Raw genomic sequence first — 17,974 nt, 5'->3', positions numbered from 1 at the left:
GCTGGCGCTTATTCCGTTTTTTCATGACCAGTCTTGACATTGATTGACCTTCCTCGACTTAGACAGAAACCGACTCACGTTGAAACCGATTTACAAAGGCAAATGGCGACCCGACAGACAATCACCCATTAGCAGGGCTAGAGATTGAATAGATACAGCAATGTATCAATCAAGTAGCCCATCCCACGCCACGTAGGATAGGCCTGCCCCCAACCGATTCACCAACAGCCGGTAGAGAAAAACCACCCAGAGGATCACCCAGAAGCTGGATGTGTAACTGTTTGTGAATTGCAATCGAATATCACAGATTTCATCAATCTAAGGCGAGTAAATCTGTATCCAGAGATACCATTTCTCCGTAGTTCCCCTTAGAAAATTAGCTGAAACGCTCAAAGGCCCAGGATTTGGTCGATCATTCGATTGGCCTGAGTTTCATATCCTCCTCCAAATAAATTGAAATGGTTGAGGATGTGATACAGGTTGTAAAGTACTTTACGTTGGGTATACCCCTCAGATAGGGGATAGGCGGCATTGTAGGCTCGGTAAAATTCGTTGGGGAAGCTGCCAAATAGCTCAGTCATGGCCAGGTCAACTTCGCGATCGCCAAAGTAAACCGCTGGATCCAAAATTATGGGTTCCTCTAGTTTGGTAATGGCTGCATTGCCTGACCAGAGATCACCATGAACCAGGGAGGGTTTGGGAATACGCTCAGCCAACAGCAGGGGAACCGCATCGAGGAGGCGATCGCCGTTGGGGAAATGCCCACCCTTACGCCGAGCCAGACGCAGTTGATACCCTAACCGACGCTCACAGAAGAATTCGATCCAGTTGTCAGTCCAGGAATTTTGTTGCGGGGTCGAGCCAATGGTGTTGTCCTGGTACCAACCAAACCCGTGGGTGCTGGTAGTCTGGTGCATGGCGGCCAACTGATGCCCCATGGCTTCCCAGGCCCGATGTGTTCCATATCCTAAATCCAGCCACTCCAACGCCAGGAAAGAAAAGGTGTTTGCGACTCCCCAACAGATGGGCTGCGGAACCCGAATTGTGGCTGTCTTGGAGATCTCTTCAAGGCCACGAGCTTCGGCCTCAAACATGGGTAAGGTTTCGGCCTGGTTAAGTTTGACGAAATAGGCCCGGTCTTTCCCCGAAAGGGCATAGGCCTGGTTAATGCTGCCTCCGCCGACCGATCGCTGGTGGGTCACCTCAAACGGTTTGCCCGTAGCTTGCTGAATTTGGTCGGCAATATTAAGCCACAAAGTATTCATGGGAGCGTTTCAGAACCACCACAGGATTAGACATTCAAACAGTTCCGACTTATTGTAGTCGGGGAAACTTGGGAAAATATTTGAAGAGATATTTTCTCTGAGCCGTAACTTACTCCATCCATCGCTCGTACGAAGGATCACAAATAAAACAACCTGTCATTGCTTTTTGTGGAAGCGGCGACTTCGCCACTTCCACAAAAAGCAATGACAGGTTAATCAATGCACGATCCTAAGCGACGTCAATCAACTAACGATTGGAGTTGAGAGGGTTCGTCTTCGTGCCTCATGCACAAAAAATAACCCTCTCAACAGCTTTTATAGCGCTGTGCACGTTGATTAAGTACGGTGGTGTGGGGCACTTCGTGCCCCACACCACCGTTGTTGTACTTAACGCACTTGCACATCGCTATAGAACTAGAGCAGAGACGGGAGAAGAGCTGCCTGGAATGAAAGCCTGTTGCAAGATATTCCGAAACACAAAGGTGCAACAGAGCAATGGTGCTCTGTTGCATTGCGAATTTTCTACTTTAAGCAATCGAACTAAATCGAGGGCTACAGTCGCGCCTCGTCCTACAGGAAAATAGCTTCCTTACGAACCAAGCCAACTGCTGCCATTCTTAAAGGAATTCTCAGGAAAGTAAATGTATCGATTGAGGGGCCAAAGGCTCTCAATCTTAATCTTCGTGATCTTCGAAGGGGTCAGCCAATTCCTTGGATGGGGGTCCAAAGGACGTATACAGGGCGATTCCGGTGACAATCAGAAGGACAGCACCGATGGAAATACTAAGAACTGTTGCGGACTCCATGTAGGGTATCAACCAAAGGTAACCTCATTAGTATAATATTTCAAAACGTTAACTATTCAGGCTTTCTTACAGGTACACATGGCACAACGAACCCGATTGGGCGATATCCTGCGGCCCCTCAATGCGGAATACGGTAAAGTTGCTCCGGGTTGGGGCACTACCCCCGTAATGGGTGTTTTCATGGGTCTGTTCTTGGTCTTTCTGTTGATCATCCTGCAAATTTACAACTCGTCACTGATTCTGGAAAACCTGGATGTGGATTGGCTGAGCCTGGGCCGCTAAGCCCCTCTGCCGATTCAACTAGATTTTTCAAGAAGCCTTTTCAAATTTCATAAGCTTGCATCATGACCCCGGCCTGCCGGGGTTTTTTGTTTCACAGGCTGACTTTCCGTGTGCTGCTCACGAAAAATCAACCTCGTGAAACGGGTTCTTATACTAGGGTGAGGAAAGGCATACCCGGATACGGTATCCTGAAGTCTTGCCGGGCTGCTTCATTACCTAATGCGATCGCGGGAGGAAAGGTTATGAATATTTTTGGCATTGGTTTACCCGAGATGGCGCTGATTATGGTGCTGGCCCTCCTGATTTTTGGCCCCAAAAAGTTGCCAGAGATTGGGCGGAGCGTAGGAAAAGCGCTTAGAGGGTTTCAAGACGCATCCCGCGAGTTTCAGGATGAGTTTAAGAAAGAGGCCGAGCAGATTGAGAAGGCCATTAACCAGCCCATGGAAGCTAAGCTAGAGCCTCCAGCTCAAAAAGCTTTGGCGGCTAATGAGGTACCTGCCGCCACCTCAACCGAGACGACGGAAGCTGAAGTCATTACCCCCACCGAGGATGACGCTGTTAGCTCTTCCCCCAGTTAAGTTTGGGTGTGCACAGACAAGAAACTAACCGACGAACACCAGCTCCACGGATACGTAAGACAAATAATCACGAACGTAATGACTAACGCAGGAGTTGCGAGCGATCGCCTGATTCCACAACTCATCGTGGGTTTGGGAAATCCGGGAGCGAAGTATGAGCAGACGCGCCACAACATCGGCTTTATGGTGGTCGATCAGTTGGCGCGGCGCTGGTCTGTTTCCCTATCGGAGAACCGCAAGTTTCAAGGGTTTTATGGCGAGGGAGTAGCCCTGCGTCAAACCCGTGTGCGCTTGCTAAAGCCCACCACCTTTATGAATCTGTCTGGGCAATCCATCCGGGCAGTTTTGGATTGGTACAAGTTGCCTCCAGAAGCAGTGCTGGTGATCTACGACGAAATGGATTTGCCCACAGGCAAGCTACGGATGCGGCTGTCTGGCTCAGCAGGCGGCCATAATGGCATGAAGTCAGCGATCGCCCATCTGGGCACCCAAAACTTTCCCCGGCTTCGGATTGGTATTGGCAATCCTAAAAATAGCGAGAAGGCCAACAAAGATACGGTCTCCCACGTACTGGGGCGCTTCTCCCAGGAGGAAGCCAAACTTCTCGATGAGGTCATCCAACTGTCCGTCGAGGCGATTGAAATGAGCCTGACCGATGGTGTTGCCAAGGCTATGAGTCTTTACAACAACCGCGCGGTCGCTAGCTAAAAGGTAAGACCAGACAATCTGCCGCATTCCATCCCACATGGAAGGTTTCGGCTGAGGGCGATCGCTCACTCAAGTCATTCCCTAAAGCGTTGCCCAGTTGTGTCACTCGCAAAGAACCAAGGGGCGTTTCTACACTGGCTTCCAGCAATTGACCAATGTAGGTTACGTGGGTGAGCTTTCCGGCGATCGCATTTTCCATGCCTTCCGCCGGATTGAGTCGCAATCGCTCGGGGCGGATCATCAGCGTTACCGTCGCGTCTGGTTGCAGGGGGGACGTGGGGGCGATCGCCTTTAACGGTCTACCGTTAACCTCGACGGTTGCAATGTCGCCATCCACTCCCAACAACCGCCCCGTCAGAAAATTTGCCTTTCCTACAAACTGCGCCACAAACAAAGACGTGGGTTGGTTGTAAATGTTGAAGGGAGTACCGACCTGCTCCACGCGGCCATTGTGCATCACGGCAATGCGATCGCTCAAGGCCAATGCCTCTTCCTGATCATGGGTGACATAGATGAAAGTGAGGTTGGTTTGCCGCTGCAACTCCCGCAATTCCTGGCGCACCTCTTCGCGGATTTTGGCATCCAGCGCTGACAAGGGTTCGTCGAGCAGCAATACTTTAGGACGGCTGATCAGGGCACGGGCCAGAGCGACTCGTTGCTGTTGTCCGCCGGAGAGTTGGGAGGGACGGCGATCGCCAAACCCTGGGATACGGAACATCTTCAGCGAATCTTGCACCCGTTCGGCAATTTCATGGCGAGGCACACCTGCGATCTTCAAGGGATAGGCGATGTTCTCCGCCACAGTCATGTGAGGAAAGAGTGCATAACTCTGGAACACGGTATGGACTTCGCGCCGATAGGGTGGCAGCATCGTGACATCCTCACCGCCTAAATAAACCGTGCCCCGCTCGGGAATCTCAAATCCGCCAATCATCCGCAGCGTCGTTGTTTTACCTGAGCCACTCGAACCCAGCAAGGAAAAGAACTCTCCCGGCTTCACCGCCAGAGTGACATCCCGCGCTGCATACACCTCTGCGTTGCCGCCTCCATAGATCTTGCTGACATTGTCGAGATAGACCAGACTATTGTCTTTCATGGTTTTAGAACTACAGGATGCTGAATACTCTTGATGCGATGAGTCCTGACTACGTATTTTGAGCTTCTTTCATCAGAGCCGAAAACACAATTATTCACGCGAGGTAGCCCATTCACTGAGGAGAACGAGGGCCGTGCTGGTGCCGAGGATAAGGGTGGCGATCGCCGCAATCTCGGGTGTAATTGACGTTCGCAGCCGCGCCCAGATCTCCATAGGCAGGGTATTATCCCGTCCCGTCAGGAAAATCGTCACCACCACCTCGTCAAAGGACAGGGTAAACGCCAACAATGCCGCTGCGATCAGGGCACTCCGCAGGAAGGGAAACACCACGTCCAGGTAAACCTGTGCCGGTTTGGCTCCCAGGTCATAGGCGGCTTCCTCCAGGCTACGGGGAAACTGCCCCAGGCGCGTCAAGATTGGCCCCAATGCCACCGGAATGCCAAATACCGCATGGCCCAGAATCACCGTCCCCAGAGATAGTTCCCATCCTAAATCCGAAAAGTAAGCGAGCATGGCCACGCCTGTTACAATCCCCGGCAACAGGATGGGCAGATTCAGGGCAATACGAAAGGCATTGCGCCCAAAGAAGCGATAACGATAAATGGCAAACCCCGCCAGTAACCCCAGAGTCGTCGCCAGTATCGTTGCCACCCCTGCCACCTTCAGAGAATTAACCAGCGCTTCCCGCAATGGCACATCCTCCATCACCATCTGGTACCAACCCAGGGTGAAACCCTTCAAGGGTAGCGACAGGATGCGCGAGTCATTAAAGCTCATCACCACCAATACGATGATGGGCAAATAGAGAAAGCCAAAGGTGAGAGCGGTCCACCCCGCCAGAAGCCAGGGACGTTTAGGGGTGCGAGGGGAAACTCTTTCGTCAAGAGACTTCGCCAATGCACGGGAATTAGTAACCATGAAACTCAGCCCAAGGGATACCGCTATTGTGCCGTATTCCCCTGAGTAAAGGTGTTAAAACACTTCCTGGAATTTGCAAAACAACTCTGGTGTATTTAAGGTTCTATTGCTACAGCAATTGGGGACAAAAGAAGTAACCCATATCAAGCTACACATCTCCCATACTGTGTGGTTTGATATCAAAACGTTATGACAATAAAGTGACCATTTTGGGCCCGTGCTAAATAGAAAGATAGGTATCAAATGCTCTTTGCATTAAATCTTGTGTGTAATTGCACTTTTATGAATTGCCTAGGGGAAAGTTCCCCAGTAGAATACCCTCCATAATTTCATTGAGCTTGATTATAAATATCGTTTACAAAGCATTCACTGTTTATATCCCATCCATCTCATTCGATTGGTGTGTGGGAATACATTGAGTGTCTTGATTCTTTGTGTGAATGTTCAAAAAACTGTTCGTAGATTTGATACAGGAAAAAAGCTTCAAGATAACTTGAATATAGAAGGATGGTGCAATTTGCCTAGGTCTGGGTTGAGAGCAACAGAATTGAGTAGAAAGCGATGGGTTTGCTTTAGTTTGGGGATTCTAGCTGGATTCAGTTTGGCATTGCTGCCAGCTATTGCCATCTCGCCAGACTCCATCACCCCATCCGTCACCGAAGTAGTGCAATCTCACGGCTCCAGCCCAAGCCGTCAGCTTTACGAAGCAGGCCGCTACCAAGAAGCGGCGCAACAGCTAGAGGTAACCGCTGCAGATGCTGAAACGCGAGGCGATCGCCGGTCCCAAGCTATAGCTCTGCGTAACCTCTCTCTGGTTTATCAACAGCTAGGGCAATGGAAAGATGCAGAAACAGCCATCACCCAAAGTCTTGCTTTATTAAATGCAGAACAGGCAGACCCATCCCTGGTCGCCCAGACCCTGGATGTTCAGGGACGGCTCCAGTTTTACCGGGGAGATGGTGCGGCGGCTCTTGCTACATGGGAAGCGGCAGCGGCTCTGTACGATCGCCAGGGCGACCGGGAACGGCTTCTTCAAGCTCAACTCAACCAGGCTGAAGCCTTGCAATCGCTCGGGTTCTATCAGCGGGCGATCGCCCTTCTCAGTCAACTTCAAGAAACGTCTACAGATCAGCCCGACTCACTCCAGCAGGTCGAGCGCCTGACCCGCTTGGGTAATGCCTTGCGGGTTGCCGGTGATCTCCCCGGTTCTGTCAGCGCTCTTGAGGCAAGTCTGGCTATGGCTGAGCGGTTGCAAGATGCGGAGGCGATCGCCCAATCCCAGGCCAGTTTGGGCAACACCCTTTATGCGCAGGGGAACCTGGAGAATGCTCTCCGCTCGTACGAACAGGCGACCCAGACCGCTATCCCCTATCACCAGGTTCAAGCTCGCTTAAATCAACTGCGAGTATTGGTTGAGCAGCAACAGGTGGATGCAGCGATCGCCCTCATTCCAGCTCTGCAAACCCAAATCAACGCGCTCCCCCCCGGTCGCCCCAGGATTCACACTCAAATTAACCTGGCAGATTCGTTACTAAGACTGGTAAAGCTGGGAGGCCACGTTTCTGAGAACGATATTGCTAACTTACTCACAGCAGCGGTGCAACAAGCTCGGGAGTTGGGCGATCGCCGCGCAGAATCCTACGCTCTCGGCACTCTGGGAGCGACCTATGAGCAGGCGCGCCAGTGGAATGAGGCACAATCGATCACAGACCAAGCCCTGAGGCTGGCTCAGCAGCTCAACGTCCCGGAGCTGCGTTACCTGTGGGAATGGCAGCAAGGTCGTCTCTTCCGTCAACAACACAACCGGAAAGAAGCGATCGCGGCCTACACCAACACGATCAACACCTTACAAGCGGTGCGTCGTGACCTATCAGCGGCCAACCCTGACGCCCAGCTCTCGTTCCGCAACAACATCGAGCCCATTCACCGGGAACTGGTCTCCCTGTTGCTGGATCGTAGTGCCAACCCCAGCCAGAAGGAGCTAGAGCAGGCCCGCTCCACCATTGAATCGTTACAACTGGCGGAGCTGGATAACTTTTTTCGGGAAGCTTGCTTGAATGCCCGCGAGGTGCAGGTGGATAGCATTGATACCCAGGCAGCGGTATTTTATCCAATTTTGTTGCGCGATCGCATGGCGGTTATCGTTGCCCTTCCCGGCCAGCCTTTGCAGTATTACGATGCCCCCGTTCCTGCCAGCACTGTAATCGAAACAAGCAATGCCTTTGCAAACCAGGCGGAAGATATTCGCAAGCCGGTCCGTCAAATTCAAGGTCTGGGCAGGCAACTTTACGATTGGCTGGTGCGCCCGGCCCTCCCGTACCTCCAAGGTAGCGAGGTGAAAACCCTGGTGTTTGTGCCCGATGGGGTGTTACGGAAAGTGCCCCTGGCCGCTTTGTATGATGGCGATCGCTACCTGATCGAAAATTACGGTGTTGCCATCGCCCCCACCCTACAACTGTTATCCGCCGAAAGCTTACCTCCTGACTCCCTAACAGCTCTGATGGGAGGGTTGAGTGAAGCTCGGTTGGGCTTCGCTCCCCTGCCCTGGGCCGAAGCAGAAGTGAATCAACTACAGGATATCGTCTCGGGCGAGGTGTTGTTTAATGACGCCTTCACCCGTGAGGAAATCGCCACCCGCATTGCCGAGATTCCGGCTCCTATTGTCCACCTGGCAACCCATGGAGAGTTCGGGGCAACCCTGGAGGAAACCTACATCCTCACCTGGAACGATCGCCTCAATGTCAATCAACTCAGCGAACTGCTGCAATCCGCTGACATCAATCGTCGCCGCCCGATTGAACTATTGGTACTGAGTGCCTGCGGAACCGCCGTCGGGAATGATCGAGCAGCACTAGGATTGGCCGGAGTCGCCGTTCGTTCGGGAGCTCGCAGCACCATCGCCTCTCTCTGGTATGTGGAAGATCAGTCCACCTTCTACCTGATGTTGGGGCTATATGCCAACCTTTCTCAACCCGGAATCAGTCGGGCCGAAGCCCTGCGCCAGGCCCAACTTGCTCTGATTAATGGCAGAACCGAGTTTCAGTTGGGCAGTCGCGCCCGCAGCCGGGGGGCCACAGGCAGCATTGACCTGCGGAACTATCCCAATCAGGCGGGCAATCGTAACTTGTCCCATCCCTACTACTGGAGTGCCTTCGTGCTGATTGGCAACTGGAAGTAATTTTTTCTGCTGAACGCCGCTTTACTCTCCCCCCTTTACCCCCTGAAGCCCTATGTTGCGCGCGCTAACTCCTGCCTGTATTGCAGCTTTGACGTTGACGAGTCTGGTCGGAGCGTTCGACTCTGTCGTCCCCCTAAGCATGACTCCCTCAGCTCTGGCCCAACCTGTCATACCTGACACCACCCTGGGCAATGAGTCCTCAACCGTTATTCCTCTGCAGCCTGGAAATGTTCAGATTGGTGGTGGTGCCCAACGGGGCAGCAATCTGTTTCATAGCTTCCGCGACTTCAATGTACTGGAGGGAGGCAGTGTCTACTTCCAAAATCCTGCCGGCATTGAGAACATTCTGGGCCGGGTGACGGGAGAAGATGCTTCGCGAATCTTTGGCACATTGGGGGTGCTAGGAGATGCCAATCTATTTCTGCTCAATCCTAATGGTTTTATTTTTGGAGAAAATGCTCGTCTGGATGTGCGGGGTTCGTTCTTAGCAAGCACAGCGAATCAATTCACGTTTGCCAACGGCAATACCTTCAGTGCCGTCAATCCTGCAGCACCACCTCTGTTGAACCTGAATATCACACCAGGGCTGCAATATGGAGCCAATGCTACCTCCGGCGACATTGTTAATCGAGGCCGACTCTACGCACCTGGTGACTTCACCCTGGCAGCCAACAATCTCAACTTACAAGGGCAACTTTGGTCAGGGGGAAACCTGACCCTACGCGCACGCGATACCCTTCAAATTCGCGATCGCCCAGCCGCTCCATTTGTCGCCGCCGCTCAGGGGCGCATGGTGTTACAGGGCAACCAACAAGTGGATATTTTTGCCCTGGGGCACACTGACAGCGGATTTTGGGCCGGGGGAGACATTCGCTTGCGATCGGCCAATCGGGTCGGGGGCGATGCCCACTATTACAGCGGCGGTAATTTTCGTGTTGAGCAGTTGGATGGAAGCCTGGGCACATTGTACAGTCCTTACGACCCCGTCGTCCGTTCCCTGGGGAATGTCAGCTTTGACTCCTACATCGGCAACTCGCTACATATTCTGGCCGCAGGGAGTGTCAATGTACCGAATTTCATCCAAATTCTCAACCAGGCCGCACCGGGCGAAGCGGTGTTGATTGAACCCAATCTGCGCCTCTCCAATGGAGCCGCGTTTCCCATTAATGGTCTGACGGAACCGACGCTGGATATTCGGGCTGGAGTTGATCCCGACGTGGTTGGAATTGAAGCCAATTCAGCGCCGGGTAACTTCTTCAACCTGGCAGTGACGCCACCTCCTATCACCCGTGCCAACATCAATGTCGGCACGATTATTTTGGGCACCGTCGCCTCGGCAAATCTGCCCCCTGACTTCCTACAGGGACGTATTCTGCTGACCAATCGATACGCTCCTGATTTGACTAATTTTGTACCCGGCAACATCCGCATTGCCGACACCCAGGTGGATTTGCCCAATAACCCCGATTTACATGGGGCAGCCATTCGCGCTGAAACACCGGATGGTGGCGGCTTCATTGCCATTGACTCGCGCGGTAACATCAACATTGCTGGACGCATTAACGCCAACGCAGTGCCAACCGGAACAGATGCCAATGGCAATGCGACCTATGCGGCTGACGGTGGAAATGTCACCCTGTTAGCCAACGGCAACATTACGTTTGAAGCGGGCAGTGGGCAATTTCGCACAGGGGTTAATTCGGTAGGGGCCTTGGGGGGCGACATTACCCTCCGAGCGCTGGGGAATATTACCTTACGCGGCAACAGCTTTATTGACAGTACGAGTGCCAATAGCGATCGCCCCACCGCCTTCAACACCATCCGCATTGAATCGGTCAATGGCTCCGTACGGTTGAATCGTGCTGGCATCAGTGCCATGAACACGGGCACAGGTTTTGCTGGAGATATTTTTGTAGACGCCCGCCGTCAGCTCGACCTGCGTAACGAAAGCCGGATTGCAGCCGATGGTAACTCCGGTCGCATTTTCCTGGGTAGCACGTCCACTCGGTTGAATAGCGATCGCACCGCTCCCAATCGGATTCTGCTCGACAACAGCACCCTGAGCACAACGAATAGCATTATCAACGGGGCGCGCGACGCCGGAGACATCACTGTCCGAGGCCGTAACGTTTTTCTGCAGAACGAAAGCTTTTTGTCTGCCGATACATCCGGGTTTCCGGCTGGCACTGAAGCCATTGGAAACGGAGGAAATATTAATATTCTCAGCCAAAATCTCCAGCTCACAGGCGGCTCGGAGGTGCTGACACAAACTTTTGGGGCCGGTAATAGCGGCAATATTTTCGTGGGACCCATCAACCCTCTCGCTCCATCCTTTGTGCTGATCTCTGATGTGGCGCCACTGTCCTTTGAGGTTGTGGATCAGCCAGATGGAACGCAGGAGGTAGTGCCAACTGGGGGATTTTCCAGCGGTTTCTTCTCCACCACCGAAACGAGTGTGCAGGACGATGGCACCCTTGTGGTCGCGACCGGCAATGGGGGCAACATTCGAGTGCGAGCCGGGGTTCTGCGACTTCAGAATGGAGGCGTTATCAGTGCGCGGACGCGATCGCTCGGTGACAGCCAAAACATCGATATTCGGGTGGGTCGATTGAATATCCGCAATGGTGCCCAAATTCTCTCAGCCTCGCTGTTTACAGACCCCAATGGCAACGCGGGTGACTCGGTCAGTAGTGCGGGCAACATCATCATCCGGGCAACGGATGAGGTGTTGATCAGCGGCTATGACCGCGCCTATAACAGCCGGTTTACAAATCTCCGCAATGCCTTTAACAGCGTGACCCAAAACCCAGTCACCGCTTTTCAACGAACTCAGCAAACCATTGATCCCATCAGCCCTTACAGCGGTTTACATGCTACAGATTTGTATGGCTTCGGGGAAGCAGGCCGCATTACGGTGATCTCGCCCACCACGACCCTGAGCAATCTAGCCAGCATTGATGCCACCACCCGAGGCAATTTGGATGGCGGGAACATTACCCTGCGTACTCAAGACCTGCAGATAACGGGCGGGGCAACCATTACCTCGGCTACCACCGGAGGTTTCCGCAATCCTCAAAATAATGGCGGCACCGTCACCTATACCCCATCAACAGGGAACGCAGGAAACATTATTATTCTGCCACTGGATCCAAATCAGCCTTCGTCCATCAGCATTTTGGGGGTAGCTCCTGCGGTTTTGCCCGATGTAGATGCGAATGGCAATCCGGTTGTTACGCCCGGTGGGTTTTCCAGTGGTTTGCTCGCTACTACCGAGCGTTTTTTCCTGGATCAAAACACCATTATCACGACCGAAGGAGATGGCGGCAGGATTAGGCTGGGTACGGCTCAAAATCCCTTTACCAGCATCAGGTTGGAGGATGGCGCAGTCGTTGGCAGCCGTAGCCGCTCTCTAGGAGATGCCGGGGATGTGGTTGTCCATACCGGAGATTTGTCTCTGACAGGAGGTAGCCAGATGGTTTCTTCTACTTTCGGATATGGCAATGCCGGGAGTGTGCGAATTTATGCCGCAGGGCAAGTGCAGATTTCAGGAGCGGATGAACAGTTTGGGGCTCGCTCTGTGGCCGTTACCCAGGCCATTCAGGACCAGGCGATCGCCCAGGGTATTACTCTCACTCCTGAACAGATTTTGGATAACTCCAGAGGGTTCATTACCCAAACCCAAGCATCCAGAACCGAAGGTATTGCCCCCAGTGGTATTCAGAGCCTCGCTGCGTTTGAGCAAACCGCCTCGGATCTGGATGATCCACTCAGTGGCAATATTCGGGTGGAGGCGGATGCGATCTTTTTGGGCGATCGCGCCGAAATCAACAGCGAAAGCCGTAACTCTGACCGCACCGCTTTTAGTAGCGTTACCCTATCGGCCCGAAGCGGCCCCGTTGTTCTCGACAACAGCCTGGTCAGTACCACCAACTTCGGGACGCAATATGCCGGGGATATTTTTATAGCATCCCCCACCGACATTCGGATCGAAAACCGCAGCAACATTTTCAGCATCGGAAACTTTGGCCGCATCTTCGTTGGTAATGGCCTGATCAACCCCAATGATATTCACATCAGCGGCGGTTCCCAAATTCGCACCGATAACCAGAACGCTGAGGGATTTGGCTTCTCAGGGGGGCAGCAGGCCGGGCGCATCTCCTTCCGTGCGAACGACGACATTGAAGTAGAGGACCGTCTGACGCAAATATCCAGTGCCACATTTAATCAAGCCGATGCAGGGGCTATTTTCTTCCTGGCCGGGGATGATGTTGTCATTCAGGATGGTGCCACAGTCTTTACTACCGTTGAACAGGGGGCACAAGGCAGTGGCGGCCGAATTGATGTCGAAACCAATGACTTCAGCCTGCTCAACGGTTCTCAGTTACAGACTCAGGTGAATCGAAATGCGCGAGGCAATGCCGGGGCCATTCTAATTCAGGCCCAGGATGACGTCCTAATGGATAATAGCGCTATGTTCACCAGCATTGCCCCAGGAGCCATCGGGGCAGGTGGCGTTATTGCGATTGGGGATGCGCTTTTTTCTGGAGATAATCTCGTAGGTGTTAACCCCGCTGATTCGGTAGTGCTACGCAATGGTGCTCAGTTAATTGCCAATACAGAAGGGGTAACCGAAAATTCCAATGCAGGCGATGTGCTGATTGTAGCCAATCAAATTACTCTAGATGGCGTCAATGAGCAGGGCTTTCCGAGTGCCCTTTTCAGTGGTGTTGGGCTCGGAGGGCAAGGAAGCGGAGGCGACGTTCTCCTCAGCGGTGCTATCACGCGGACAAACAATGGCTATGACTTCCAGCCTGCGGATCGGATCACCATTTCCGATGGCGCATTAGTCACTGTTAGCAGTTATGGCTTCTCCCGAGGCCGGATTGTTGGTCTGGCGAGGAACGATCAACAACAACAACGGGCAGGCAACATCGGCATTTCAACTCGTTTTCTCGATCTAGACAATGGCCGAGATAGCCTGAATACCGAGCGAGGCATTTATGCCGAGACTGGCGTCGGCGGTGGCGGCAACATTACCGTGAACGCTGACGGACTAGTGGTGCTGCGGGGTGCAACGCGCATCTCCACAACCGCCGGACGCTTTGTGCAGCCAGGTGACGGCGGCAACATTATCGTAAACGCGACAGAAGACGGATTTATTCTGGCAGAGCCCTATGGCAACAACGACATTACCGCAGACTCCGTCGTTCGTGAAGGAGGGCGGGTCGAGCTCACGGCCGATCAGGTATTTGGGTTGTTCTTCCGCACCCGTGAAGAACTGCTCGATGAACTCAATCCAGATAATCCCCTGGATCCTGACCGTTTACCGACGAGCGATGTCACGGCCATTTCCCAAACGGATGCATCTCTCGATGGCGACGTGGTTTTAAATGCCGACCGAGTTGATCCCGCCCGAGGCTTGATAGAACTGCCCGCAGGCGTTGTGGATGCCACCGATCAAGTAGGCCAGGTATGCCCCCGTGGCCCCAGAGCAGCAGAACGGCTCGGTCGCTTTGTTATCACTGGGCGGGGTGGGGTTTCCTCCAGCCCCATTGGGGTTATGGATGATGCCGGCATCCTGACAGACTGGTTGGAAGATGGAAATACTTCTCCTGTTGAGAGCTCGACCGCTCAGGAGGGCGTGACGGCTCCTACAGAGCAAATGTCACTCGTGGAGGCCGATAGTTGGGCGATCGCCCCTGGTGGCCAAATACGCCTGGTAGCCAATACCCCTCACAATCCCCCTGTAGGTGACGAGCACCAGGGTTCTTGCCTATAAAATGCCCGACCAGGAGAAACGCAAGAGGGAGTAGGTGTGCCGTACCCACTCCCTCTTACTCAAACAAGTATTGCTCAGCGCATTTCTTGTTTTTTCTTTCCTTGACTTTTCTAGAAAACGTCCTTAAAAAGGTTGAAGCTTACGCGTAATTAGTTCATGAATAGAGAGAGTAACTGTTAAGGCTAATTTCTTGTGAGTCGCAAACGTCTACCCGAAACGACCGCCTATGTGCGCATTACCCATCAGTCCTGGCAGAATGGCCGGATCGAAGGCGAAGTGAGGGCTAATGATTATGAATGGCAATTTCAGTGGCGCTTTCGGCAAGGGGAACTGGTGGTAGAACCGTCTCTTGGACGTGCTCTGATTAAAGATCCCTTAGCTCGCTTTTTGGAGCGCAGCGATTACCAGTTGGAGCCCGGAGGAGATTACTCATTTACGATTCGGGCTGATATCTAACATCGGCCATTCTCCTTTTTTCCTATCCCGCCCCCAGGCTGGAAATCGTAACAGATCGCACATGCTCCCTAATATACCCGACCCCGGAAGCAGCAATTCTCAGTATGGGCTTCAAAGCTGAGAGTTCGTGCCCTTCGGGCACGAACTCTCAGCTTTGAAGCCCGAAAATAGCCCGTCGAAGGCGGGCTATTTTCGGGTTGGATTTCAAAATGAGAATTGCTGCCCCGGAAGTCCTATTTTTGTGCGTTTCGTTTACAAAAATAGGGCTTCCGGGGTCGGGTGCAAGAACGATGTTTTCACAGACAAAATGATCCGGTTTTAAGTAGATTTCAATAGCTAAAGGATATAGCCATTGTCTAGCTCCCTAAGAGTATTCCTCAGGATACTCTCAGGGGGTTTCCCTTACGTGCTGAAATCCTGGTGATAGGGATACCATGAATATCCCTATCACCAGGATTTCAGCCTGTAGACGCGGGATAACTAGGACTGCATAGCGGAAATCAACCTATGTTTGGTAGTGGGGTGCAAAGCATCTCACCACTAAACATAGGCAAACTTAAGATACCAAGTACTCGTACTTTGCCCAGAAATTTTTGAGGGGTCTACGACCCATCAAAAATTCCTTAAATTTAATTATTAAGTGTGGGCTTACCCCACACTTAATAATCGACAGACCACTAGGACAAATTAGACCTCTGCTTGTTGTCGCTCCTCGTCTTCGATCGCCTGGATGGTCAACAGCAACTGTTCCTCCAGTTCTTCAAACTCCTCCTCAGGAACATCTCCCATATCAAAGGCCAACTGTAGGGCAAGAAGTTGCTTTTTCAGGTTTTCCTTCTCGTTGAGATGGGGTTCTGCCTGTTCCAAAATCTTCTCAGCAATCCAGGAAATCCCATTGACGGGAGCCAAAATGGGAGCGGCAAGTAGGTCAAGAAACATAGGGCTTACTCCAGCTGGGCAAAGTTGAACGGTGCAGTGAAATTGTTGTAGCGAATCTTCAGGCGGCCCTCAAATTGGTGATCCAATTCCTCGATCTTGTGGCCAAAGTCCAGTTCATCGTCCCAGGGAATCAGGTAAGCGGCGTTGTAAATCATGCTTTCCGTCATAGGGTCGTTTTCTACCATGGCGATCGCCATCGGGTTCAACAACTGCCGGAATGTCTCAATAATCTCCTGCTTGCGGGCCTCCATCGCCTTCTCGATAGCCTGCCCAATACGCACGATCTCATCCATGCTGAGGGTTTTGCCCTCCAAGAGATCGCGCTCCTGGCGTAAGGCATCGTTTTCGGCCATTAGGGTTTCGAGTTCGCGATCGCTTTCCCAAGACAGTTTCACCCCGACTTCCCGCCGTCCTTCCAGCCGGATAAAAAGTTGCCTCAGAGTTTCTCCCTGGGGGTTGAGCAACTGCGTTTGTACCGTTTCCCAAGCATCAATGATCAACCCAAATTGAAGGGGTAACAACGTGCGATAGCCGTGCTCCATCGCCTGTTCTAAGACCCGCTCATGGCCCAGCAAATTGCGGCGGCTCGCCAGATAACGCTCCTGTTGCGCCTCCGAGTAGAGGAATACGAAGCCGTCCAACGAGTGGGCGTGCACAGGTTGCTTATCTAAACCTTCCAGAGCTAAGTGACGGGGGCCAGGCTCCGGAAAGATGCCATAGAGATAATGTCCGAATCCCATAAATTGCCATTTCGATACCTATCTTGAGAGTACCCAGCCCAACCTGCTCCATCCGCATAACTATGGATAATTGCAATGTTTTTTCTGGCGCGATCGCTCCAATGGCTATTTCTGGCGTTGCAAATGGATGTATTTTCATATCTGTACCAAAACCGAGAACCGTTGTTTCTACGTTGCGACGAAAAACAACAATTCTGGATTTTGGTGTTAGAAAGTTGCGAGATGTGGGTATTACTTGTCTCTAATAGCACCAGCAATTCTCAGTATGGGCATCAAAGCCAAGAGTTCACGCCCTACGGGCGTGAACTCTTGGCTTTGATGCCCGAAAACCGCGCGCCTTTGGCGTGCGGTTTTCGGGCCTGATTTCAAAATGAGAATTGCTGCAATAGCACACCAAAGATTGGCTTTTTCCAGAACTCACGTTACCCTTATGACAAATTTTTAAGCTCTGGAAGGGGTGAAAGTCTATGGCACGAGCACGAAACGGAGCGACTGGCTTTTTTCGAGATTTTCGGGACTTTCTCAATCGCGGCAACGTGGTGGAACTTGCTGTTGCCGTTGTAGTAGGAACAGCATTTGGGCAGGTTGTGGAGGCGATTGTGAATTTAGTCAGCACCGCAGTCCTCAACCCGGTACTGCAACAACTTCAAATTGAGCGTCTGCAAGACTGGCCCCTGGGTTCTGTAATTGTTGCCGTTATTAACTTTCTCCTAATTGCATTTCTGGTGTTTTTGATTGTGCGTGTGGTTGAACGGTTTAAGGGACGCCCGCCTGCTGGCCCCGATCCTGTAGAAGTACAAAGCCGTTTGGCAGATGCTGTAAATCGCCTGGTCGATCGATTGGAACAATAGCCGAAGACCTCTTTTATAGAGCTTCTCATCGGGGTGCATTACAGTTGAATTGGTAAGGTATCCAGTAACCTCCATCAATTCAACCTTTGTATTCCAATTATTCCGTAATGTTTGGAAGTAGAATTCTAGTCTGACCTGGTATGTGGAATTTTCCAATCTAGTCCTCTGTCAAGGAGTTTTTGAGTGAGTCTGCGACCCCTCAAAAACTCCTCAAATTTCATGTTCAAGTGTGGGGTTAACCCCACACTTGAACATTGACAGACCACTAGTGGGTCATTTGACTCGAATATCGCCATTTTTTATAGGCGGCTGTCAAGATAGTAGGGAACCCTTGGGTGCCCTGCTATGACCCGTCGCCAAAAACATCCCCTGCGTGAT

The 17,974-nt window shown here is 52.2% G+C and carries 14 protein-coding genes; 8 read left to right on the top strand and 6 right to left on the bottom strand.

Annotated elements, in window-relative coordinates:
• Positions 1 to 389: 389 nt before the first annotated feature.
• Positions 390 to 1,256, bottom strand: coding sequence for a fructosamine kinase family protein (locus NDI52_RS00070; protein WP_190771348.1), 867 nt, complete (start codon positions 1,254 to 1,256; stop codon positions 390 to 392).
• Between the two features lie 683 nt (positions 1,257 to 1,939).
• On the bottom strand, positions 1,940 to 2,071 hold the full coding sequence (gene psbN / locus NDI52_RS00065; RefSeq protein ID WP_190771305.1) for a photosystem II reaction center protein PsbN: 132 nt from the start codon (positions 2,069 to 2,071) through the stop codon (positions 1,940 to 1,942).
• Positions 2,072 to 2,149: 78 nt separating this feature from the next.
• On the opposite strand from psbN, the gene psbH reads away from it, so the two are divergent.
• The 3 genes from psbH to pth all read left to right on the top strand — a co-directional run bounded on the left by psbH (position 2,150) and on the right by pth (position 3,639).
• A complete protein-coding gene (gene psbH / locus NDI52_RS00060; RefSeq protein ID WP_190771304.1) occupies positions 2,150 to 2,353 on the top strand; it encodes a photosystem II reaction center protein PsbH in 204 nt (67 codons plus the stop codon).
• A gap of 242 nt (positions 2,354 to 2,595) precedes the next feature.
• On the top strand, positions 2,596 to 2,931 hold the full coding sequence (locus NDI52_RS00055) for a TatA/E family twin arginine-targeting protein translocase (RefSeq protein ID WP_190771303.1): 336 nt from the start codon (positions 2,596 to 2,598) through the stop codon (positions 2,929 to 2,931).
• A 78-nt stretch (positions 2,932 to 3,009) separates the two neighbouring features.
• Positions 3,010 to 3,639, top strand: coding sequence for an aminoacyl-tRNA hydrolase (gene pth / locus NDI52_RS00050; RefSeq protein ID WP_190771302.1), 630 nt, complete (start codon positions 3,010 to 3,012; stop codon positions 3,637 to 3,639).
• On the opposite strand, the gene NDI52_RS00045 is transcribed toward pth, so the two are convergent.
• Both NDI52_RS00045 and NDI52_RS00040 read right to left on the bottom strand, forming a co-directional pair.
• Positions 3,632 to 4,735, bottom strand: coding sequence for an ABC transporter ATP-binding protein (locus NDI52_RS00045; RefSeq protein ID WP_190771301.1), 1,104 nt, complete (start codon positions 4,733 to 4,735; stop codon positions 3,632 to 3,634). The two genes, pth and NDI52_RS00045, sit on opposite strands and share 8 nt — an antisense overlap.
• Before the next feature lie 90 nt (positions 4,736 to 4,825).
• Entirely contained in the window at positions 4,826 to 5,653 is an 828-nt protein-coding gene (locus NDI52_RS00040; RefSeq protein ID WP_190771300.1) for an ABC transporter permease, read from the bottom strand.
• Positions 5,654 to 6,254: 601 nt separating this feature from the next.
• Here NDI52_RS00040 and NDI52_RS00035 point away from each other — a divergent pair.
• The 3 genes from NDI52_RS00035 (at position 6,255) to NDI52_RS00025 (ending at position 15,066) form a co-directional block, all read left to right on the top strand.
• Positions 6,255 to 8,831 carry a CHAT domain-containing protein gene (locus NDI52_RS00035; protein ID WP_190771299.1) on the top strand — a complete coding sequence of 859 codons (2,577 nt, stop codon included), beginning with the start codon at positions 6,255 to 6,257 and terminating at the stop codon, positions 8,829 to 8,831.
• A 52-nt stretch (positions 8,832 to 8,883) separates the two neighbouring features.
• Positions 8,884 to 14,610 carry a filamentous hemagglutinin N-terminal domain-containing protein gene (locus NDI52_RS00030; RefSeq protein WP_348256307.1) on the top strand — a complete coding sequence of 1,909 codons (5,727 nt, stop codon included), beginning with the start codon at positions 8,884 to 8,886 and terminating at the stop codon, positions 14,608 to 14,610.
• A 192-nt stretch (positions 14,611 to 14,802) separates the two neighbouring features.
• Positions 14,803 to 15,066 (top strand): DUF3146 family protein, encoded by a 264-nt coding sequence (locus NDI52_RS00025; protein WP_190771297.1) that lies wholly within the window; start codon positions 14,803 to 14,805, stop codon positions 15,064 to 15,066.
• Positions 15,067 to 15,753: 687 nt separating this feature from the next.
• Here NDI52_RS00025 and NDI52_RS00020 read toward each other — a convergent pair.
• Positions 15,754 to 16,005, bottom strand: coding sequence for a gas vesicle protein GvpG (locus NDI52_RS00020; protein WP_190771296.1), 252 nt, complete (start codon positions 16,003 to 16,005; stop codon positions 15,754 to 15,756).
• 5 nt (positions 16,006 to 16,010) lie between these two features.
• On the bottom strand, positions 16,011 to 16,745 hold the full coding sequence (locus NDI52_RS00015; RefSeq protein WP_190771295.1) for a GvpL/GvpF family gas vesicle protein: 735 nt from the start codon (positions 16,743 to 16,745) through the stop codon (positions 16,011 to 16,013).
• Between the two features lie 75 nt (positions 16,746 to 16,820).
• On the opposite strand from NDI52_RS00015, the gene NDI52_RS00010 reads away from it, so the two are divergent.
• Positions 16,821 to 17,108 carry a hypothetical protein gene (locus NDI52_RS00010; RefSeq protein ID WP_190771294.1) on the top strand — a complete coding sequence of 96 codons (288 nt, stop codon included), beginning with the start codon at positions 16,821 to 16,823 and terminating at the stop codon, positions 17,106 to 17,108.
• A 104-nt stretch (positions 17,109 to 17,212) separates the two neighbouring features.
• Complete coding sequence (gene mscL, locus NDI52_RS00005; protein WP_190771293.1) at positions 17,213 to 17,596, top strand: large conductance mechanosensitive channel protein MscL; 384 nt, start codon at positions 17,213 to 17,215, stop codon at positions 17,594 to 17,596.
• Positions 17,597 to 17,974 lie beyond the last annotated feature (378 nt).

It is taken from the genome of Leptolyngbya sp. PL-A3 (assembly GCF_039962325.1).
In the GTDB taxonomy this organism is placed as follows: domain Bacteria; phylum Cyanobacteriota; class Cyanobacteriia; order Elainellales; family Elainellaceae; genus Vacuolonema.
This window is presented reverse-complemented; position numbering and strand designations above follow the sequence as displayed.